This window comes from Salmonella sp. K21076 (genome assembly GCF_039650795.1).
Taxonomy (GTDB): domain Bacteria; phylum Pseudomonadota; class Gammaproteobacteria; order Enterobacterales; family Enterobacteriaceae; genus Salmonella; species Salmonella enterica.
Window position 1 is genome coordinate 39070 of the sequence record NZ_JBCLYA010000049.1, and the last position, 21383, is coordinate 60452.

Genomic DNA, 21383 nt, shown 5'->3' on the forward strand with positions numbered 1-21383 from the left:
TATGCCGACACGAATAATAATGTGATGTCGGTCGACCTGTTCTGGTTAAAATCAAACACTTCAGGTAAAGAAGTGAAAATATTTTGAGTTAATTCCTGGCTTATGATACAAATCAGGCGTGTTCAACTACCGAGGACAATTATCATCCGCGATGACGAGAAGCAACACTGCGGATAATTGTAATATTATGGACAATATGTTCAGCGCTTTTTTCTCCACGCAAACGCATCTTCACTCTACCTCCTTTTTCCTGCTTATCGGCGAGCAGCACTGGCGTAACGCACTTTAGTCTCTCACTTCTGCCTGAGCTGGCGCAATGCGCTGTGCTAACTGATTTTATTTTTTAGTTTGCTGCGTGCAGCAGACTCGAAAGAGTATATTCTCATGCAGGAGAAGTGTCATGTTTTACTGGATTTTATTAGCTCTGGCTATCGCGACTGAAATTACCGGCACGCTCTCAATGAAATGGGCTAGCGTGGGTAATGGCAATGCGGGTTTTATTTTAATGCTGGTGATGATCACGCTGTCATATATATTTCTTTCTTTTGCGGTAAAAAAGATTGCCCTGGGTGTAGCGTATGCCTTATGGGAAGGGATCGGCATTTTATTTATTACCATTTTTAGCGTGCTGCTATTTGATGAAGCATTATCAACCATGAAGATTGCCGGCTTGCTGACGCTGGTCGCCGGCATCGTATTGATCAAATCAGGGACGCGTAAACCCGGCAAACCGGTGAAGGAGGCGACTCGTGCAACAATTTGAATGGATACACGGCGCCTGGCTTGGGCTGGCAATAATGCTGGAAATCGCGGCTAACGTTCTGTTGAAATTTTCGGACGGCTTTCGCCGTAAATGCTATGGCATCTTATCGCTTGCCGCTGTTCTGGCCGCCTTCAGCGCGCTTTCCCAGGCGGTAAAAGGGATAGACCTGTCGGTGGCGTATGCGCTATGGGGCGGTTTTGGTATTGCCGCCACGCTGGCGGCGGGCTGGGTGCTCTTCGGCCAGCGCTTAAATCCCAAAGGCTGGGTTGGCGTGATATTGCTGCTCGCCGGAATGGTCATGATAAAATTTGCCTGAGACGATCGCTGCCGGTCAGGCAGCGATTCCCGCATTAATCCTGCGCCAGAGCTTTCAGCTTATCGCGAAAGCCGGTGACGGATATAGCGCGGTTATCGGCGCGCCAGCGATCTTTAGCCGCAGGGGCGGAGCTTTGTACGCCAATGAGCTGCCATCCGCTATCCGTGTGCAATAATAACGGCGAGCCGCTGTCGCCAGGTAACGTGTCGCACTGGTGTGAGAGTACGGCATTCTGCGCCCAGCCGGTCACGACGCAATCCTGATGGGAATAGAGCGCATTCAGATGATCTTCCGGATAACCGGACTGCGTGACTTTTCGGTCTGCGGCTTTCAACGCCGCAGTGAGCGCCGCTTTATCGCCGGTAAATAAAGGCACTGGCGTGATACCGGAAGGTGGGTAGCGCAATATTACCAGACCAAAATCCCAGCTTGCCGCGGCAGGCGGCACAATCCAGCCATCGCCATCCGCTTTCAAACGTCGGCCCAGCGACGGTTCAACGCGGCCTTCAATGCCGTGGATTTCATAGCGCCATACTCCTTTTCGCGCCACAAAACGCAGCGCAACCGCTTTGTCCGGTTTTCCTTTCGGCGGCGTTAGCAGGCAGTGACCTGCTGTCAGGGCGATATGCGGGGAGATAAGCGTTGCCGTACACAAATTACCGCTGGCGGTCTCTAGTTGCCCGATGGCATCCCACGGCGATTGGGTCGGATCGGCGACGGGCACTCGATCGTCATGGTTAAAAAAAAGCGTTTTGACGTCGCTGGCATCCGTGGCGTCTGTTTCAGCCCCCCCGGCTTTCGCCATAACCGGTAAAAAACACACTATGCCCAGTAATACAGCAATGGTTTTATGCATATCACACTCTGGTGGGTAATTATGATTATTAACAACAAACCCTCAGTACTACTATAGACGTGACGGTAAGAAAGTGGGAGTAAAATCAGATAACTACACTCAGGAAAGATAGAAATGCGTGGCAATAACGGCGCATAAAATAAGCACGATAAGAATGAGCTCAAAGCGGTAGCGAGACACTTTTTTGCCCTCCCGGAAGGCGGCGCTAAACCAGAACGATTTAGCGCCGTAAAAACGGGCGCGGGGGCGCGCCGCAGCATGTTACGACTTACGCAGCTGGTTGCGAAGTTGTTTTTGACGTAGATTTGGCTGGGGCTTTTTTGCCATCTTTTTTCTGGTGCTTTTTAGCCGCCTGCGCTTTTTGCTCAACGGTTTTTTTATGCTGTTTTTTGTGGTGCTGGGTGGTCTGGGTTGTTTTGGCAGGCGCTGCGGTTTTTGCAGGCGTTGCAGTCTCAGCCGCGAATGCTGCGGAAGAGAGACCCATTGCAGCGGCAACAACCAGAGCTAATACTTTTTTCATTTTGATACCCTCGATTTGGTTTTCATTCAACCCCACTGCGGGGCCGGTGAAATGACTATATCGCTGTTATCAAAAGGCTTCCGTGAGTGATTGGTTTCGGCATGTAACGCTATGTACAATCCCCCGGTAACGCGATGTAAGCCCCCACCATAATAGGTAGCTTTACGTTACCGGCCGTTATTTTTGGTCGCAGAGTCGGTAATATCCGCCCTCCAGAATAACAGGCACACCGTATATGAATCCGATAATCTGGGTGGTATTTACGCTTCTGGCGCTGGATGCAATCAGAGAAGTCATGGGCGTATCAAGCCTGGCAGGTCTGTGGTGAACAGTGAGTCGTGGCGTGAAACCAGCCCGGCGATAGCGCACGTTGCTATCGCCGGATTATTGTCTATGGAAAACCCCCAGCTAGGCTGGGGGTTCCGGAAAGCTTTCAGCTTTAAGCCAGTTATTAAAACCCCTTTTGATTTGTTAAAACATCTTGCGGTCTGGCAACTGCAAAAGTTCAACAANTCGTGTGTCAACAAATGACCAGAATACAGATTTACAACGAAACGCACTGAACTGCGCAGGATGTGAACTGATTTTTGAGGATAAAATCAGCGGAACAAAGTCAGCCCGACCGGGATTGAAAAAGCTGCTCAGAACGTTATCAGAAGGAGATACGCTCGTTGTCTGGAAGCTGGACAGGCTGGGCAGAAGCATGAAACACCTCATCACTCTTATTGAGGAACTGCGGGAAAAAGGGGTTAACTTCCGTAGTCTTACAGACAGCATTGATACGTCAACACCCATGGGACGTTTCTTTTTTCACGTCATGGGGGCTTTAGCGGAAATGGAGCGTGAATTAATAGTTGAACGAACACTGGCCGGACTTGAAGCAGCACGTGCACAGGGGCGTATTGGTGGACGTCGTCCGAAACTGACAAAAGAGCAACATGAACAAATAGCAAGGCTGATCAAAAATGGCTATAGCAGGAAACAGTTGGCAATTATTTACGATATCGGTATATCGACGATTTATCGTTATCACCCTGTAGAGGAACTTCAAACTCAAGCTGAGTTGTAATTCTTTTTCTGATATTGAAATGCCGCGGCGATGTAATTTATCTCACGGAAATAGGTACGTTTATCGCGCGGCGCATCAATCAGGCTTTCTCGCGGGATGCCAGTTCCGTCAAATATCGCGATGAATCTCACTTTTCGCTTTTTTGGCGATAAATCTTATCCAGGCCGTTGCATGCGGTCCCTTCTCTCCGTAAAATCCCGCGCCTTAGTGGCTTTCACCATTTTTATGCGTTTTGCCATAATAATTATTCTTCCAATTTCATTTTTATAGCTGGATACCAATGGAAAAAAAACTGGGACTGAGCGCGCTGACCGCGCTGGTTTTAAGCTCAATGCTTGGCGCAGGTGTTTTCAGTCTGCCCCAGAATATGGCCGCCGTTGCCAGTCCGGCTGCGTTGTTAATTGGCTGGGCCATTACCGGCGTGGGGATACTCCTACTGGCATTCGCCATGTTAATCCTTACGCGCATTCGCTCCGAGCTTGACGGCGGCATCTTTACTTACGCCCGCGAAGGCTTCGGCGAACTGATTGGCTTTTGTTCTGCCTGGGGCTATTGGCTGTGCGCGGTCATCGCCAACGTATCCTATTTGGTTATCGTCTTTTCAGCGCTGAGTTTCTTTACCGATACGCCTGCCCTGCGTCTGTTTGGCGACGGTAATACCTGGCAGGCTATTGTCGGCGCTTCAGTCCTGCTCTGGATTGTCCATTTCCTCATCCTGCGCGGCGTACAAACGGCAGCCAGCATCAATCTGGTCGCGACTCTGGCGAAACTGTTACCGCTCGGCGCGTTTATTGTGCTGGCTATCATGATGTTCAAACTGGATACCTTCACACTGGACTTCACCGGTGTTGAGCTCGGTATTCCCGTATGGGAACAGGTCAAGAACACCATGCTTATTACGCTGTGGGTGTTTATTGGCGTTGAAGGCGCCGTCGTCGTCTCGGCCCGAGCGAAAAATAAACGCGATGTAGGCCGCGCCACGCTACTGGCGGTACTCGCAGCGCTGGGAATATATCTCCTGGTCACGCTGCTTTCTCTTGGCGTTCTTGCGCGTCCGGAACTGGCGGAGATGCGCAACCCGTCGATGGCCGGTCTGATGGTGAAAATGATGGGGCCGTGGGGAGAAATTATTATTGCAGCGGGACTGATTGTGTCTGTCTGCGGGGCTTATCTAAGCTGGACTATCATGGCGGCAGAGGTGCCGTTTCTGGCGGCAGCCTATAAATCCTTCCCGGGCATCTTCGCGCGACAAAATGCGCAAGGCGCGCCTTCTGCGTCGTTATGGCTCACCAACATCTGTGTGCAAATCTGTCTGGTGCTGATCTGGCTGACCGGTTCGGACTACAACACACTATTGACGATTGCGTCAGAAATGATTCTGGTGCCCTACTTTCTGGTCGGCGCATTTCTGCTGAAGATTGCAACGCGTCCCCTCCATCGGGCGGTCGGTATCGGAGCCTGTATTTATGGCTTATGGTTATTATATGCGTCGGGCCCTATGCACCTGCTGCTGTCCGTCGTACTGTACGCGCCTGGATTACTGGTTTTCCTGTATGCGCGTCGGACGCACAAGCATGACAATGTATTAAATCGTCAGGAAGTCGTGCTGATTGGTTTATTGCTGGTCGCGGCGGTTCCGGCTACGTGGATGCTGGTGGGTTAACAACCTCCCTATCGTAATATCCGTCTGTATTACGATGGGGAAACCACGGTCTTTGCCAATATTAATGCCATTTAATCCAGCAAAAAATCAGCAGCCACGCGCTTAGCCCCCAGCAGACCACCGCACCGCCAAGCGCGACGGGCAGGCGCATCACGCCGCTGAAATACCATAGCGTTGCAAGATAAATGAAATAAGGAATGATCGACCACATGCTAAAGACGATGGTGGTACGCATCGCGTCGATGCCCCGCTCGCTAGCCACGATATAGTGCGCGATAAGCGCAAACGTTGGAAACAGAGGAATTAATCCGGCGATATAATAATTTTTTGTTTTTGACAGCAGACCAATCAATACGACGACCAGCGCCCCCAGGGCAGCTTTAATCACGAGTCCCATTACCTTGCCTTAACATGCTAATAACAACAGCATGTAGCATAACGGAACCGCTCTCGTTTAGAAAAGATTTATGGAAGGGAAAACAGAGGAGGTGTATGTTGGCGTTTTCTATTCTCCATTTATAATATGAACCGCATTGTATTTGTTGAAGACGACGCTGAAGTGGGTTCTCTCATTGCCGCTTATCTGGCGAAACATGATATTGATGTCATTGTTGAGCCGCGTGGTGACCGGGCGGAGGATCTTATCCTCATCACTCAGCCCGATCTGGTTTTACTGGATATTATGCTTCCAGGTAAAGATGGCATGACGATATGCCGCGATTTACGCCACCGCTGGCAAGGTCCGATTGTCCTGCTCACCTCGCTGGACAGTGATATGAATCATATTCTGGCGCTGGAGATGGGCGCCTGCGACTACATCCTCAAAACCACGCCTCCGGCCGTTTTGCTGGCGCGTCTGCGCTTACACCTGCGGCAAAGCGAACAAACGCAACAGGCAAAAAGTCTTCAGGAGAGCGCGCTTACGCCGCATAAAGCGCTGCGTTTTGGCGCGTTAACCATCGATCCCCTTAACCGGGCGGTCCAGCTCAATGGCGATTTCATATCGCTCTCCACCGCCGATTTTGAATTGCTCTGGGAACTGGCGACACACGCCGGACAAATTATGGATCGCGACGCGTTGCTAAAAACGCTGCGCGGCGTTAATTATGATGGTCTGGATCGCAGCGTGGATGTGGCGATTTCCCGCCTGCGTAAGAAACTGCTGGATAGCGCTGCTGAGCCCTATCGTATAAAGACCATTCGCAATAAAGGCTATCTTTTTGCCCCTCATGCCTGGGACGAAACGACGGGATAAGTGAGTCGACAGATTTTACCTGCCTTTATCAAGTCATAGTGGCGATGCTCATCACCGCCACTGTTCAAAAAACAGACACCGTATACATCAGTGCTATTTTTATTAGTCGGAACAGCCCCTTTATTACCGTTTTCTCTGCGTTGCGGTTCATGATTACGTCTTTTTCGCTCAAGAAAATTAAATTAAAAAAAACTCGAAGCCAGTTCACAAAATTGATAACAGAATGTCTGCCCGCCGCTATATTGCCATCTTTTTTCGCAAATTGTGAAATCAAACAAATCACAACCATGAATATATAATAACAAACATATTCACCATAAATATATGCGTTTCCGATAGTAACTTTTGTATTAATTAATAACATATAAGAAAAGTTAGCATTTGCTGAAATAATATTATTCAGATTAGGATGCCTTTGATTCAACGAATCTGTAGAAGTTCAATCTTTTGCAAATAAGTTAAGTTTTTAAGGATAAAAAAATGAAAAGAAAAGTATTGGCACTTGTCATCCCGGCTCTGCTGGCTGCTGGCGCAGCACACGCCGCTGAAATTTATAACAAAGACGGCAACAAACTGGACCTTTACGGGAAAGTAGACGGCCTGCACTATTTCTCTGATGACTCTTCTAAAGATGGCGATCAGACCTATATGCGTGTCGGCTTTAAAGGCGAAACGCAGATTAACGACCAACTGACCGGTTACGGCCAGTGGGAATATAACGTTCAGGCTAACACTACCGAAGGCGAAGGCGCGAACTCCTGGACTCGTCTGGCATTCGCCGGTCTGAAATTCGGCGACTACGGCTCATTCGACTATGGTCGTAACTACGGCGTCCTGTACGACGTGGAAGGCTGGACCGATATGCTGCCTGAGTTCGGCGGCGACTCCTATACTTACGCTGACAACTACATGACCGGTCGTGCTAACGGCGTGGCCACCTACCGTAACACTGATTTCTTCGGTCTGGTAGACGGTCTGAACTTCGCGTTGCAATATCAGGGTAAAAATGAAAGCCAAAGCGCTGACGATGTAAATATCGGTACCAATAACCGTAATAATGGCGACGATATTCGTTACGATAACGGTGATGGCTTCGGTATTTCTACTACCTATGATATTGGCATGGGCTTCAGCGCAGGCGCTGCGTATACCACTTCCGATCGTACTAATGAGCAAGTCAATGCTGGCGGCACGATTGCTGGCGGCGACAAAGCGGATGCATGGACAGCTGGCTTGAAATATGATGCCAACAACATCTATTTAGCGACTATGTATTCTGAAACCCGTAATATGACGCCTTATGGTAAAACGGACAAGGGTTATGATGGCGGCGTAGCAAACAAAACGCAAAACTTCGAAGTTACAGCCCAATATCAATTTGATTTCGGTCTGCGCCCGGCGGTTTCTTTCCTGATGTCTAAAGGTAAAGATCTGACCTATAACAACGTTAATGGCGATGATAAAGACCTGGTTAAATATGCTGATGTAGGTGCTACCTACTATTTCAACAAAAACTTCTCCACCTATGTTGATTATAAAATCAACCTGCTGGATGACGACGACCCGTTCTATAAAGATGCCGGTATCAGCACTGATGATATCGTCGCGCTGGGTATGGTTTACCAGTTCTAATTATTCATTAATTCTTCTCAAGCCCGCCGTTTCGGCGGGCTTTTCTTTTTCTATCACCACCGTTCTAAAAACAGAACGCACTGTTCCCTGGGCACAGATTGAACAATTCTTGTTCGCTCTCTATGGTTTGCTTATCTCCCGACAAAAGGAACATGCTAATGATCAGTCTCGTCCCGCCTCTGCTTTCCAGAACCGCGCTTCTCTTTCTGCTCACGGCCACAGGCGCAGCCACCGCCGCCCGCCCGGCAGCGGATATTATTTTGCATAACGGTAATATCATCACTCTGAATGATGCCCAGCCGCAGGCCAGCGCGCTGGCGATTTCCGGCTCGCGGATTGTGGCGATTGGCGATGATACGGCGACAAATGAATGGCGCGGCGACCATACCCGTACCATCGATTTACAGGGTAAAACCGTGATACCCGGCCTGACCGATACCCATATTCACGCCATTCGCGGCGGACAAACCTGGACATTCGAAACCTACTGGTACGACAGCCCTTCGCTTAAAGACGCGCTGGATAAATTACGCGCCGACGCTAACCGTCGTCCCCACGATCAATGGGTAGCCGTAGTGGGATCATGGATACCGGCGCAATTTGCAGAAAACCGGGCGTCGACGGTAGCCGAACTGAGCCACGCCCTTCCCGATCATCCGGCTTATATTCAGTATCTTTACGACTATGCGTTAGTGAATCAGCGCGGTATAGACGTACTTGGCCTTAACGACACCCCTCCTCCTGATTTAGCGGGAATCCGCGTAGAGCGCGACGCAAAAGGTAGCGCCACGGGGAAATTATTTGGTGACATCGCCGCGTTTAACCAGCTTTTTGCCAGCATAAGTAGTAACGCCGATCGCGAGGGCGGTCTGCGACAATTTTTCGCTGATATGAACGCTCGCGGCGTGACCGGCATCATTGACCCCTCTGCCGGGCCTGCCGCCGCTTATGAGCCTTTATTTGCAATGCGAAACCAGGGGGATTTACCGCTGCGCGTGGGGTATCGCATTCCGGTACAGCCGGAAGCGAAAGGTCATGAAGCGCAGTGGTTCAGCAACCTGATGGCCTTTCGCCCGGCGCGTGCCGACGACGGGCAACTGGCTTTTCTTGGCCTGGGGGAAAGCCTGGTGGCAGGAATGAATGACGGCGTGCGGATGGCCCCAGGGTTTTCTTCCTCAGAGCAGGACAAAACCGCGCTTCGCCAGGTCGCGACGTTTGCGGCAAAACGGGGAATACCGCTTGAGATCCACGCCTATACCGATGACAGCGCCGACGCGATATTGACGATTTTTGAGCAGGTAGCGCAGCAGTACGATCTGCGCCCTCTCCGCTGGTCTATTGCGCATCTGAATACCGGTTCGCCACAGACACTTGAGCGAATGCGTAAGCTGGGTCTGGCATACACTGTGCAAATGGGGCCTTACTTTGAGGGGCTTGCCATCCGTGACGCCAACCCACCCGGTGCGACGGACAATTCGCCGCCGGTTCGACTGGCGCTGGATAAAGGGCTTGTCGTAGCTGGCGGCACCGATTCGACGCGTATTGGCATTGCCGGTGTCTGGCACGCTATCGAATATCATATCACCGGTATAGCGTCAGGCGGTTCCGTGCGTAAACCCGCCAGCGAGCGGCTCACGCGTCTGGAAGCGCTAGCGTTATATACACGTCATGCCGCCTGGCTCGCCTTTGCCGAACAACACCGGGGCCAGCTTAGCGTCGGAAAACAGGCCGATCTGGCGGTGCTCAATCAGCCCTTTATGACGATGCCGGAAGACAGAATTGATACCATTCGCGCTGTTTTGACGCTTGTCGATGGACGCATTGTTCACGAAAGTCCGGACCTTAACGCCGGACAATGAGGTTGTCAGTTGACGCAAAGCCTGCTTTTATAACCCACCAGCGGCGCTGACGGGAAATCTTTTCCGTCAGCGCGCGATAGAGCTAATGTATTGAGATCCGGTGGGCGTTGATGAAAAAGCTGTTTGTGCAGTTTTACCTTTTGCTGTTCGTCTGTTTTCTGGTCATGACCTTATTGGTCGGACTGGTGTACAAATTCACTGCCGAACGCGCGGGCAGGCAATCGCTCGACGATCTGATGAAAAGTTCGCTCTATCTGATGCGCAGCGAACTGCGGGAAATTCCGCCGCGTGAATGGGGGAAAACGTTAAAAGAGATGGACCTGAACCTCTCTTTCGATTTACGCGTTGAACCGTTAAATCACTATAAGCTTGATGCCGCCACCACGCAGCGACTGCGTGAAGGCGATATTGTCGCGCTTGACGATCAATACACCTTTATTCAGCGTATCCCGCGCAGCCATTACGTCCTGGCGGTTGGCCCGGTTCCCTATCTCTATTTCCTGCATCAAATGCGACTGCTGGATATCGCCTTAATGGCGCTCATTGCCTTTTCTCTCGCCTTTCCTGTGTTTATCTGGATGCGCCCGCACTGGCAAGAAATGCTCAGGCTCGAATCCGCCGCGCAGCGCTTTGGCGAGGGTCATTTGACTGAACGCCTGCATTTCGATAATGGTTCCAGTTTCGAACGTCTGGGCGTCGCGTTCAACCAGATGGCGGATAACATTAATGCTCTGATCGCCAGTAAAAAACAGCTGATTGACGGTATCGCCCATGAGCTTCGCACGCCGCTGGTACGTTTACGCTATCGGCTTGAAATGAGTGAAAATCTGACTCCGCCGGAATCACAGGCGCTCAATCGCGATATTGGTCAACTGGAAGCGCTGATTGAAGAACTGCTCACCTATGCGCGCCTTGACCGACCACAAAATGAACTGATGTTGACCAAACCCGACCTCCCCGCCTGGTTGTTCGCGCATTTGCAGGATGTGCAGAGCGTGAACCCGGAACGCGCCGTAAATCTTCTCACATGTGTAATCGGCGATTATGGCGCGCTTGATATGCGGTTAATGTCGCGAGTGCTGGATAACCTGCTGAATAATGCGTTGCGCTACAGCCGTACCACCGTTCAGGTCAGTCTGTTACTTGACGGCAGTCAGGCAACGCTGATAGTCGAAGATGATGGCCCCGGCATTGAAGCGGATGCGCGAGAGCGCGTATTTGAACCTTTTGTCAGACTCGACCCCAGTAGAGACCGGGCGACAGGCGGCTGCGGGCTTGGACTCGCCATCGTACACTCTATCGCTCTGGCGATGGGCGGTAGCGTCGTCTGTGACGATAGCGAACTGGGCGGCGCAAAATTTAGCTTTCGCTGGCCGGTCTGGCACGCGATGCCCGACATGACCGCGGCCTGACGTATTTTGCACGCTGGTTGAGCCGCGGGAATTGTGCTATACAGATAGTATGTTGTAACTAAAGTGAGTGATACCATGTCCCGCTACGATCTCGTTGAACGCCTGAATGGCACTTTTCGCCAGATAGAACAACACCTGGCGGCGCTGTCGGATAATCTACAGCAGCATTCGCTACTTATCGCTAGTGTCTTTTCACTGCCGCAGGTGACCAAAGAGGCGGAACATGCGCCGCTGGACACTATCGAGGTCACGCAACATCTGGGGAAAGAGGCCGAAGCGCTGGCGCTACGTCACTATCGCCATTTGTTTATTCAACAGCAGTCCGAAAACCGCAGCAGTAAAGCCGCCGTCCGCCTGCCTGGCGTTTTATGCTATCAAGTGGATAATGCGACACAGTTAGATCTGGAAAATCAGGTACAGCGCATTAACCAGTTGAAAACCACCTTCGAGCAGATGGTTACGGTAGAGTCCGGTCTTCCCTCAGCGGCACGTTTTGAGTGGGTGCATCGGCATCTACCCGGCTTAATTACGCTGAACGCTTACCGCACGCTGACGCTTATCAATAACCCCGCCACCATACGTTTCGGTTGGGCAAATAAACATATTATTAAAAATTTAAGCCGGGATGAGGTTCTGAGCCAGTTGAAAAAAAGCCTCGCGTCGCCGCGCAGCGTCCCGCCGTGGACGCGCGAACAATGGCAATTCAAGCTGGAACGGGAATATCAGGATATCGCTGCCTTACCGCAGCAGGCCAAACTCAAGATTAAGCGCCCGGTTAAGGTACAGCCGATCGCCCGCATCTGGTATAAAGGCCAGCAGAAACAGGTGCAACACGCCTGCCCCTCGCCGATTATCGCATTAATCAACACGGACAACGGCGCTGGCGTGCCGGATATTGGCGGGCTGGAAAACTATGACGCCGATAATATTCAGCACCGTTTTAAACCACAGGCGCAGCCGCTGCGACTGATTATTCCGCGACTGCACCTGTATGTGGCGGATTAACGTCCCGGCGTCATACTGCCAACCATTAACTCCGGACGTACCCAGGCGTCGAACTCCGCGTCGCTAAGGTATCCTAATGCCACGGCTGAGGCTTTGAGCGTCAGCCCTTCTTTATGCGCCTTCTTCGCAATCTCCGCCGCTTTATCGTAACCGATGTGCGTATTGAGCGCAGTGACCAGCATCAGCGACTCATTCAGCAACTGCGTAATACGCTCGCGGTTTGGCTCGATTCCTGACGCACAGTGTTGATTGAAACTCGCCATGCCATCGGCCAGCAGGCGCACCGTTTGCAGAAAATTATGAATAACCATCGGACGATAGACGTTGAGCTCAAAGTTGCCCGATGCGCCCCCCATATTGATGGCCACATCGTTACCCATTACCTGGCAACATAGCATCGTTACCGCTTCACACTGGGTCGGGTTCACTTTACCAGGCATAATGGAACTGCCTGGCTCATTCTCCGGGATAGCAATCTCGCCAATGCCGCAGCGCGGGCCGGATGCCAGCCAGCGAACATCGTTGGCGATTTTCATCAGCGAGGCCGCCAGTCCTTTTAATGCGCCATGCGCCTGTACCAACGCGTCACAGGTCGCCAGCGCTTCGAATTTATTCGGGGCGGTAACAAACGGCGCCGCGGTAATGGTCGCCAGTTCCTCGGCCACGCGCCGGGCATATTCCGGGTGGGTATTAAGCCCTGTCCCTACTGCGGTTCCGCCGAGCGCCAGTTCCGCGACGTGCGGTAAACTGTGCTCAATGTGTCTGAGGTTATGTTCCAGCATGGCTACCCAACCGGAAATCTCCTGGCCTAAGGTGAGCGGCGTCGCGTCCTGCAGGTGAGTACGCCCAATTTTGACAATATCGGCGAAAGCGTGGGATTTATCGCGAAGCGTATCCGTTAATGCGGATAATTGCGGGATAAGGTGTTCGCGTAACGCCAGTAACGCCGCCACGTGCATGGCGGTTGGGAACACATCGTTTGAGCTTTGACTCTTATTGACGTCATCATTGGGATGCACTTTGCGTTCCATACCGCGAACGCCGCCCAAAATTTCACTGGCGCGGTTCGCTAACACTTCATTCATATTCATGTTGCTTTGCGTACCGGACCCGGTCTGCCAAATCGCCAGCGGAAACTCATCAGCATGTTTTCCCGCCAGCACTTCATCAGCTGCCTCGATAATCGCGCTGGCTTTTTCCGCCGCCAACAACCCTAAGTCCTGGTTGACCTTCGCAGCGGCGCGCTTGGTCAACGCCAGAGCGTGAATGAGCGAGACGGGCATTTTCTCCGTGGAAATCCGAAAATGCTCCAGCGAACGTTGCGTTTGCGCCCCCCACAGTTTATCTGCCGGGACTTCAATCACGCCCATTGAATCTTTCTCGCGGCGTACCGTTACCATTACCTGCTCCTTACTCAAGTTGATGAGATCATGTGTCGACATTGCTCACATGTTTGCGGTCTTATGAGTATTAACGATAACAACACAACGGTGTAGACCGGATAAGGCGCTTGCGCCGTTCTCCGGCAAAATAGCGAATCATGTTACCGCCCCGCAGGGCGGCGACATTACTTAACGCAGCGCGCGCACTGCGATGACTGAATCTGCTGGAAGAAATCGTTACCTTTATCATCCACCAGAATAAAGGCCGGAAAATCCTCCACTTCAATTTTCCAGATAGCCTCCATACCCAGTTCAGGATATTCCACACACTCCAGGCGCTTGATACTGCCCTGCGCCAGAACGGCTGCCGGGCCGCCGATACTGCCCAGGTAGAAGCCGCCATGTTTCTTACAGGCATCGGTCACCTGCTGGCTGCGGTTGCCTTTCGCCAGCATGATCATACTGCCGCCCTGCGACTGGAGCTGATCAACATAAGAGTCCATCCGTCCTGCGGTAGTCGGCCCAAGCGACCCGGAGGCGTACCCTTCCGGCGTTTTTGCCGGCCCCGCATAATAGATAGGATGATCTTTGATGTACTGCGGCAAACCTTCGCCTCTGTCCATCCGTTCTTTCAGTTTAGCGTGCGCGATATCGCGGCCCACAATAATCGTGCCGTTCAGCGACAAGCGCGTTGATACCGGATACTGCGACAGTTGTTGCAGTATCTCGCTCATGGGACGGTTAAGATCAACGCGCACCGCCTCGCCCTCTCCCGCCTGGCGCAGCGCCTCTGGAATATATTTACCGGGATTGCGCTCCAGCTTCTCGATCCAGAACCCTTCCCGGTTGATCTTCGCTTTAATGTTTCGATCCGCGGAGCAGGACACGCCCATACCTACCGGACACGATGCCCCATGGCGCGGCAATCGGATGACACGAATATCGTGAGCGAAATATTTGCCGCCGAACTGCGCGCCTAAGCCAAGATTTTGCGCCTCAAGCAACAATTCTTTTTCCAGCTCAATATCGCGGAAGGCCTGCCCGTGTTCATTGCCTTCGGTCGGTAGCGCATCATAGTATTTTGCCGAGGCCAGCTTAACGGTCTTCAGGTTCGCTTCCGCCGAGGTACCGCCAATGACAAACGCAATGTGATACGGCGGACAGGCGGCGGTGCCCAGCGTACGCATCTTATCGACGAGATAATTTTTGAGCTTACCCGGCGTCAGTAGCGCTTTTGTCTCCTGATAGAGGTAGGTTTTATTCGCCGAACCGCCGCCTTTAGCGATACAGAGGAATTTATATTCATCGCCATCGACGCTGTAGAGATCGATCTGCGCCGGCAGGTTAGTACCGGTATTGACCTCTTTGTACATATCCAGCGCCGCGTTCTGCGAATAGCGCAGGTTATCTTCGATATAGGTGTTATATACGCCGCGAGCCAGCGCCGCTTCATCACCTCCACCAGTCCAGACGCGTTGGCCTTTTTTGCCGACAATAATGGCCGTACCGGTATCCTGGCAGGTGGGCAACACGCCCTTGGCCGCGATATCGGAGTTTCGCAGGAATTGCAGCGCGACATATTTGTCGTTTTCACTGGCCTGCGGATCGCGCAGAATATCCGCCACCTGCTGCTGATGCGCGGGACGTAGCATAAAAGACGCATCGTGGAAGGCCTGACGCGCCAACAACGTTAGCGCTTCCGGCGCGACTTTCAGGATCTCTTGTCCTTCGAACTCGGCGACGGAAACATGTTCGCTGGTCAACAAGTAGTACTCGGTATCGTCCTTTTTGAGGGGAAAAGGGTCTTGATAAAAGAAGGGTTTGTTTGACATTGTGCTCTCACTTACCGCTCGGTATGGTTATTCTCTGGGCAGGTGTTCCATTGCCCGACTCAAAGCGAGTTACACTATCCTACACAATTTTTTAACAAAAACTGAGACAAGTACGACTTTTTACGCCCGGAGGTTACTTCATGCGGGTTTCTTGGTTTAATACCTCCCATTGATCTCCACATTGAAACAGGGCTTGATAATGCAAAAACTCATTAACTCAGTGCAAAACTATGCCTGGGGAAGTAAAACTGCGTTAACGGAACTTTATGGCATCGCCAATCCGCAGCAGCAGCCAATGGCTGAACTCTGGATGGGCGCGCATCCCAAAAGCAGCTCGCGAATCACCACCGCCAACGGCGAAACCGTCTCCCTGCGTGACGCCATCGAAAAGAATAAAACCGCCATGCTGGGCGAAGCGGTAGCCAACCGTTTCGGCGAACTGCCGTTTCTGTTTAAAGTACTGTGCGCCGCGCAGCCGCTCTCTATTCAGGTGCACCCGAATAAGCGCAATTCCGAAATCGGTTTCGCGAAAGAAAATGCGGCGGGTATCCCCATGGATGCCGCAGAGCGGAACTATAAAGATCCTAACCATAAACCAGAGCTGGTTTTTGCCCTGGCGCCTTTCCTGGCGATGAACGCGTTCCGCGAATTTTCTGACATTGTCTCTTTACTGCAACCTGTCGCCGGCGCGCATTCCGCTATCGCCCACTTTTTGCAGGCGCCGAATGCTGAACGTCTGAGCCAGCTTTTCGCCAGCCTGTTGAATATGCAAGGCGAAGAAAAATCCCGCGCGTTAGCCGTACTCAAAGCGGCGCTTAACAGCCAGCAAGGCGAACCGTGGCAAACGATCCGCGTGATTTCAGAGTATTATCCTGACGACAGCGGGCTTTTCTCTCCTTTGTTGCTGAATGTGGTCAAACTGAATCCCGGCGAGGCGATGTTCCTGTTTGCCGAAACGCCTCATGCTTATCTGCAGGGCGTTGCGCTGGAAGTCATGGCGAACTCCGATAACGTTCTGCGCGCTGGCCTTACGCCAAAATATATCGACATCCCTGAGCTGGTCGCGAACGTGAAGTTCGAACCTAAGCCTGCCGGCGAGTTGCTGACTGCCCCGGTGAAAAGCGGCGCGGAGCTGGACTTCCCAATTCCGGTTGACGATTTTGCTTTTTCACTGCACGACCTGGCGCTTCAGGAGACGAGCATCGGCCAACACAGCGCCGCGATTCTGTTCTGCGTTGAGGGTGAGGCGGTGTTACGTAAAGATGAACAGCGTCTGGTACTGAAGCCGGGTGAATCTGCCTTTATCGGCGCGGATGAGTCTCCGGTTAACGCCAGCGGCACGGGCCGTTTAGCGCGTGTTTATAACAAGCTGTAGCAACGTACTGAATTTTTTAACAACTCTTGCTAAGCTTATAACAGACGTAAAACTCCTCCAGGCGGTTTAATCCGCCTGGTTTCATTTTTATGGACAATTGATATGAAAAAAACACTGGTAGCTGCAGGTGTAGTAATTGCACTTGGCATCGTCTGGACAGGCGGCGCCTGGTATACGGGGAAAAAGCTGGAGAACCATCTTGCAGAAATGGTGACTCAGGCCAATGAACAGCTCAAGCGTACTGCGCCGGAGGCCGGTGTCGAATTAAGTTATCAAAACTACCAGCGCGGCGTGTTCAGTAGCCATCTGCAACTGGTTGTCAAACCGGTTGCCGGCGCAGACAATACCTGGTTGAAGCCCGGGCAAAGCATTGTGCTGGACGAGTCCGTTTCACATGGCCCCTTCCCGCTCGCCCAGCTCAAAACGCTCAATCTGATCCCTTCTATGGCGTCGGTAAAAACCACTCTGGTGAATAACGATGCGGCAAAACCCCTCTTTGATATTGCGAAAGGCGACGCGCCCTTTGTTATCAATACCCGCATTGGTTATGGCGGCGATACCCGCTCCGATATCTCTCTCAAGCCGTTAAACTACGAGAATGCCGGTGAAAAGGTCGCCTTTAGCGGCGGCGAGTTCCAGCTTAACGCCGATAAAGACGGTAATGTGGTTTCGCTGTCGGGCGAAGCGCAGAGCGGCCTGGTCGATGCCGTTAACGAATATAATCAGAAGGTACAACTCACCTTTAATAATTTGAAAACAGACGGTACCAGTAAGCTGGCAAGCTTTGGCGAGCGTGTAGGCGACCAAAAGTTAACGCTGGATAAACTGTCCATCGCCATTGAGGGTAAAGAGATGGCGGTGCTGGAAGGGATGGAAATTGCCGGCAAGTCCGATCTCGTCAACGACGGAAAAACCATTAACAGCCAGTTGGATTACTCGCTTAACAGCCTGAAAGTGCAGAATCAGGATTTGGGCAGCGGTAAATTAACGCTGAAAGTCGGTCAAATCGACGGCGAAGCCTGGCACCAGTTTAGTCAGCAATATCATGCGCAAACGCAGGCGCTGCTGAATCAGCCGGACGTGGCGCAGAATCCTGAGCTTTATCAGCAAAAAGTCACTGAAGCGTTCTTTAGCGCTCTCCCCGTGCTGTTAAAAGGCGATCCGGTTCTGACCCTGGCGCCGCTTAGCTGGAAAAACGCCAAAGGGGAAACCACGCTGAATCTGTCGCTGTTCCTCAAAGATCCGGCAACCACAACGGCACAACCGCAAACGCTGGCACAGGAAGTCGACCGCTCCGTGAAATCGCTGGATGCGAAACTGGCAATTCCGATGGACATGGCGGTCGAGTTTATGACGCAGATAGCAAAACTGGAAGGCTATCAGCAGGATGATGCGGAAAAACTGGCAAAACAGCAGGTGCAGGGGCTGTCCGCAATGGGTCAGATGTTCCGACTGACAACGCTGAAGGATAATACTATCGCCTCCAGTTTGCAGTACGCCAATGGCCAGATCACGCTCAACGGACAAAAAATGCCGTTGGAAGACTTTGTCGGCCTATTTGGGATGCCGGCGCTTTCCGTTCCGGACGTTCCGGCGCTGCCTCAACAATAATCGCCTTGCCGGGTGTCGCGACGCTGCACCCGGTCTGCGCCGAACGACGCGCAGCCTCTACTTTTGCGTTACCAGGCGAGCGGCTATCGTTTGACTCCGCACATGGTGCTCGTCGTGAGCATTAGGCGGCACGGAAAACATCGTGAGTCTGGACAACTGCATCCCCCCCTACGCCTGTCAGTGAAAGATATGTCGTTTGTCGATGTCCAGGCATTGAAGGACAATCACGCGACAGGCATCGTACAGCTCAATCAGCATAATTTGCAGGTAATTATCGGCCCGCAGGTTCAGTCGGTAAAAGATGAAATGGTTGGCCTGATGAATACCGTTCAGGCATAAGGAAGGGATATGTTCGATTTTTCACAGGAAGTTGACCGACGCGGGACATGGTGTACGTAGTGGGATTATGTCGCCGATCGTTTTGGCGAAGCCGATCTGCTCCCCTTTACGATCTCGGATATGGATTTTGCCACCGCGCCGTTCGCTGATACCGTCTACAAGCGGGGGGTTGACCCTTTATCCTGAGAGGCGATAACAGAGACAACCCCCGTGAGCTGACCGGGGGCGCGTTACAGAGAATGATACAAAATTTCTCCCGCGCTCTCGCGAAGTTGCAACGTAATGACTCCGTTTTTGCAAAATTTCCAGAGCATTATCAATCTGTAGTATAATGGTGCGCACTTTTATTAAAAATTGAGTGCGCCCATGATTGATATTACGCTTCCTTTGACTGACATCCACCGCCACCTTGATGGCAACATTCGCGCCCAAACAATTCTGGATCTTGGTCGGCAGTTCAACATCGCCCTTCCCGCCCAAACGCTGGAAACGCTGATTCCGCATGTCCAGGTCACCTCAACCGAACCCGATTTAGTAAGCTTTCTCACTAAACTCGATTGGGGGGTAAAAGTCCTGGCATCGCTTGACGCCTGCCGCCGTGTGGCCTTTGAAAATATTGAAGATGCGGCACGTAACGGCCTGCATTACGTCGAGCTTCGCTTTTCGCCCGGCTATATGGCGATGGCGCATCAGTTACCGATCGCAGGCGTGGTTGAAGCCGTTATCGACGGTGTACGCGACGGCTGTAACACGTTTGGCGTCGAGGCACGACTCATTGGCATTATGAGCCGTACCTTCGGCGAGGCGGCATGTTTACAGGAGCTTGATGCGCTGCTGGCGCACAGAGAGAAAATCACCGCGCTGGATTTAGCCGGTGATGAGCTTGGCTTTCCCGGCAGTCTGTTTTTGTCGCACTTTAATCGGGCGCGCGATGCGGGCTGGCATATTACCGTTCACGCTGGCGAAGCCGCAGGGCCGGAAAGTATCTGGCAGGCGATTCGCGAACTGGGGGCCGAGCGTATCGGACATGGCGTAAAAGCTGTCGAAGATCGCGCGTTAATGGATTTTCTTGCACAGCAGCGTATCGGTATTGAATCCTGTCTGACCTCGAATATTCAGACCAGTACCGTCGCATCGCTGGCGGATCATCCACTAAAAACCTTCCTTGAGCATGGCGTTCTCGCCAGTCTTAATACGGACGATCCGGCTGTTCAGGGCGTAGATATTATCCATGAATATCACGTCGCCGCGCCAGCGGCAGGATTGAGCCGCGAACAGATTCGCCAGGCGCAGATTAACGGTCTGGAAATCGCCTTTCTGAGCGATAGCGAAAAACGTGCGCTACGCGAAAAAGTGGCCGCGGCGTAAGATTGCTTTATTGACACTAACGCTCTTCTCCGCCTGCGGTTTAATGCTATCCCAGGCGGAGAAATGCGACATCTCAGGCAAGACACAGCGTCGCGCGATGTTTTGCCGATTCCATGCCCAGTTCAATCAACTCCATAATTTGAATCGCCTGGCTTGCCGGCACGGGATTTTCACCGTTACCGTTTAACGCATCGCGGATGGCGGCATAATATGCCGGATAGTTACCCGGCAACGTAAGCCAGTTCTCTTCTTTGCGCGTCTCTCCCTCAACCAGGGTCAATACGCCGTCACGCATGTCGTATCCCCAGTCTTCCTGCGGTAAACGCTCGCCGTTTTTTAACCGTTCTTCCTGGGGATCGAGGCCATATTTAACATAGCTACCGCGCGAACCATGAACGATGTATCGCGCGGATTCCGCCGCGGCCAGCATCGTACCGTGCAAAATCACGCGGCGCTGGGGGTAGGATAAAATCGCGTGGAAATAATCTGTAGATTGCGCGCCCGGACGCAGTTGCGCTAAATCCACCGTCATGCTGACCGGCAGGCCAAAAAGTTGAATGGCCTGATCCAACAAGTGCGGCGCCAGATCGTACCAGATACCACTTCCCGGCCCGCCTTGCTCGCGCCAGCGGTCGCGCACCTGGGGACGGAAGCGATCAAAGTGGGATTCAAACAAGGACACCTCGCCGAGCACGCCATCCGCCAGCAAGGCCTTCAGCGTCAAAAAATCGCTGTCCCAGCGTCGGTTGTGGAAGACGGAAAGTACCCGACCAGTGCTCCGCGCAAGCGCATCCAATTCTCGCGCCTGTGACAGTGTCACGGTAAAGGGTTTATCAACCACCACATGCTTACCGGCTTCCAGCGCAGCTTTCGCCAGCGGGAAATGGGTATCGTTGGGCGTCGGGATCACGATCAGGTCGATATGCGGATCGTTAAATAAATGTCGGGGCTCAGAGACCACGGAGACCGCCGGCCAGTCTGCTTTCACTTTTGTTTCATCGCTGCTGGATACCGCCGCAAGCTCTAACCCTGGCGTTCCCATAATTAAGGGCGCATGAAAGGTTTTACTGGCGTAGCCATAACCGATTAACCCAACGCGGATTTTGTCATTCATCTCACTGCCTCC

The 21383-nt window shown here is 52.2% G+C and carries 19 protein-coding genes and 2 pseudogenes; 15 read left to right on the plus strand and 6 right to left on the minus strand.

All coding sequences use genetic code 11. The features are described 5' to 3' along the window. Positions 1-400: 400 nt before the first annotated feature. Both mdtJ and mdtI read left to right on the plus strand, forming a co-directional pair. Positions 401-763: a multidrug/spermidine efflux SMR transporter subunit MdtJ gene (gene mdtJ, locus AAYN39_RS18025; protein WP_000500278.1), complete on the plus strand. Its 363-nt coding sequence runs from the start codon at positions 401-403 to the stop codon at positions 761-763. After that, positions 750-1079, plus strand: a complete 330-nt coding sequence (gene mdtI, locus AAYN39_RS18030) for a multidrug/spermidine efflux SMR transporter subunit MdtI (RefSeq protein WP_001183821.1) — start codon at positions 750-752, stop codon at positions 1077-1079. The genes mdtJ and mdtI overlap by 14 nt, the downstream gene beginning before the upstream one ends. Before the next feature lie 34 nt (positions 1080-1113). Here the strand turns inward: mdtI and AAYN39_RS18035 are convergent, their stop codons facing one another. Both AAYN39_RS18035 and asr read right to left on the minus strand, forming a co-directional pair. Then, complete coding sequence (locus AAYN39_RS18035; RefSeq protein WP_000549642.1) at positions 1114-1935, minus strand: serine protease; 822 nt, start codon at positions 1933-1935, stop codon at positions 1114-1116. 268 nt (positions 1936-2203) lie between these two features. Beyond that, on the minus strand, positions 2204-2455 hold the full coding sequence (gene asr / locus AAYN39_RS18040; protein WP_001766314.1) for an acid resistance repetitive basic protein Asr: 252 nt from the start codon (positions 2453-2455) through the stop codon (positions 2204-2206). Positions 2456-2690: 235 nt separating this feature from the next. On the opposite strand from asr, the gene AAYN39_RS18045 reads away from it, so the two are divergent. The 3 genes from AAYN39_RS18045 (at position 2691) to AAYN39_RS18055 (ending at position 5187) form a co-directional block, all read left to right on the plus strand. Next, positions 2691-2783, plus strand: a complete 93-nt coding sequence (locus tag AAYN39_RS18045) for a hypothetical protein (RefSeq protein ID WP_001068153.1) — start codon at positions 2691-2693, stop codon at positions 2781-2783. A 153-nt stretch (positions 2784-2936) separates the two neighbouring features. Further along, complete coding sequence (locus tag AAYN39_RS18050; RefSeq protein WP_346254054.1) at positions 2937-3524, plus strand: recombinase family protein; 588 nt, start codon at positions 2937-2939, stop codon at positions 3522-3524. A 280-nt stretch (positions 3525-3804) separates the two neighbouring features. Next, the gene (locus AAYN39_RS18055; protein WP_000412353.1) at positions 3805-5187 is read left to right on the plus strand and encodes an amino acid permease; all 1383 of its coding nucleotides are present in this window, start codon (positions 3805-3807) and stop codon (positions 5185-5187) included. 61 nt (positions 5188-5248) lie between these two features. Here AAYN39_RS18055 and AAYN39_RS18060 read toward each other — a convergent pair whose 3' ends face one another. Continuing rightward, entirely contained in the window at positions 5249-5584 is a 336-nt protein-coding gene (locus tag AAYN39_RS18060; RefSeq protein ID WP_000524877.1) for a GlpM family protein, read from the minus strand. A 126-nt stretch (positions 5585-5710) separates the two neighbouring features. On the opposite strand from AAYN39_RS18060, the gene rstA reads away from it, so the two are divergent. The 5 genes from rstA (at position 5711) to tus (ending at position 12350) form a co-directional block, all read left to right on the plus strand. Beyond that, positions 5711-6442 (plus strand): two-component system response regulator RstA, encoded by a 732-nt coding sequence (gene rstA, locus AAYN39_RS18065; RefSeq protein ID WP_001080045.1) that lies wholly within the window; start codon positions 5711-5713, stop codon positions 6440-6442. Between the two features lie 480 nt (positions 6443-6922). Further along, positions 6923-8074, plus strand: coding sequence for a porin OmpS2 (gene ompS2, locus AAYN39_RS18070; RefSeq protein ID WP_000824321.1), 1152 nt, complete (start codon positions 6923-6925; stop codon positions 8072-8074). Between the two features lie 152 nt (positions 8075-8226). Next, entirely contained in the window at positions 8227-9933 is a 1707-nt protein-coding gene (locus AAYN39_RS18075) for an amidohydrolase (protein ID WP_000928668.1), read from the plus strand. Between the two features lie 110 nt (positions 9934-10043). Further along, positions 10044-11345, plus strand: a complete 1302-nt coding sequence (gene rstB, locus AAYN39_RS18080; protein WP_001681605.1) for a two-component system sensor histidine kinase RstB — start codon at positions 10044-10046, stop codon at positions 11343-11345. Positions 11346-11420: 75 nt separating this feature from the next. Then, a complete protein-coding gene (gene tus, locus AAYN39_RS18085) occupies positions 11421-12350 on the plus strand; it encodes a DNA replication terminus site-binding protein (protein WP_000092483.1) in 930 nt (309 codons plus the stop codon). Here tus and fumC read toward each other — a convergent pair. Together fumC and fumB are read right to left on the minus strand one after the other, a co-directional pair. After that, positions 12347-13750 (minus strand): class II fumarate hydratase, encoded by a 1404-nt coding sequence (fumC, locus tag AAYN39_RS18090; RefSeq protein ID WP_000259129.1) that lies wholly within the window; start codon positions 13748-13750, stop codon positions 12347-12349. The two genes, tus and fumC, sit on opposite strands and share 4 nt — an antisense overlap. Before the next feature lie 167 nt (positions 13751-13917). After that, a complete protein-coding gene (gene fumB, locus AAYN39_RS18095; RefSeq protein ID WP_000066606.1) occupies positions 13918-15564 on the minus strand; it encodes a class I fumarate hydratase in 1647 nt (548 codons plus the stop codon). 199 nt (positions 15565-15763) lie between these two features. On the opposite strand from fumB, the gene manA reads away from it, so the two are divergent. The 5 genes and pseudogenes from manA to add all read left to right on the plus strand — a co-directional run bounded on the left by manA (position 15764) and on the right by add (position 20257). Next, positions 15764-16939 carry a mannose-6-phosphate isomerase gene (manA, locus tag AAYN39_RS18100; protein WP_001170615.1) on the plus strand — a complete coding sequence of 392 codons (1176 nt, stop codon included), beginning with the start codon at positions 15764-15766 and terminating at the stop codon, positions 16937-16939. 102 nt (positions 16940-17041) lie between these two features. Then, positions 17042-18550: a YdgA family protein gene (locus tag AAYN39_RS18105; RefSeq protein WP_000753325.1), complete on the plus strand. Its 1509-nt coding sequence runs from the start codon at positions 17042-17044 to the stop codon at positions 18548-18550. A gap of 118 nt (positions 18551-18668) precedes the next feature. Beyond that, positions 18669-18889: pseudogene (locus AAYN39_RS18110) on the plus strand (glucose PTS transporter subunit EIIB); the annotation flags it as partial. Between the two features lie 9 nt (positions 18890-18898). Further along, positions 18899-19030: pseudogene (locus AAYN39_RS18115) on the plus strand (transcriptional regulator); the annotation flags it as partial. A gap of 225 nt (positions 19031-19255) precedes the next feature. Beyond that, positions 19256-20257: an adenosine deaminase gene (gene add / locus AAYN39_RS18120; protein ID WP_000565566.1), complete on the plus strand. Its 1002-nt coding sequence runs from the start codon at positions 19256-19258 to the stop codon at positions 20255-20257. Between the two features lie 73 nt (positions 20258-20330). On the opposite strand, the gene AAYN39_RS18125 is transcribed toward add, so the two are convergent. Further along, positions 20331-21371, minus strand: a complete 1041-nt coding sequence (locus AAYN39_RS18125; RefSeq protein ID WP_000998242.1) for an oxidoreductase — start codon at positions 21369-21371, stop codon at positions 20331-20333. Positions 21372-21383 lie beyond the last annotated feature (12 nt).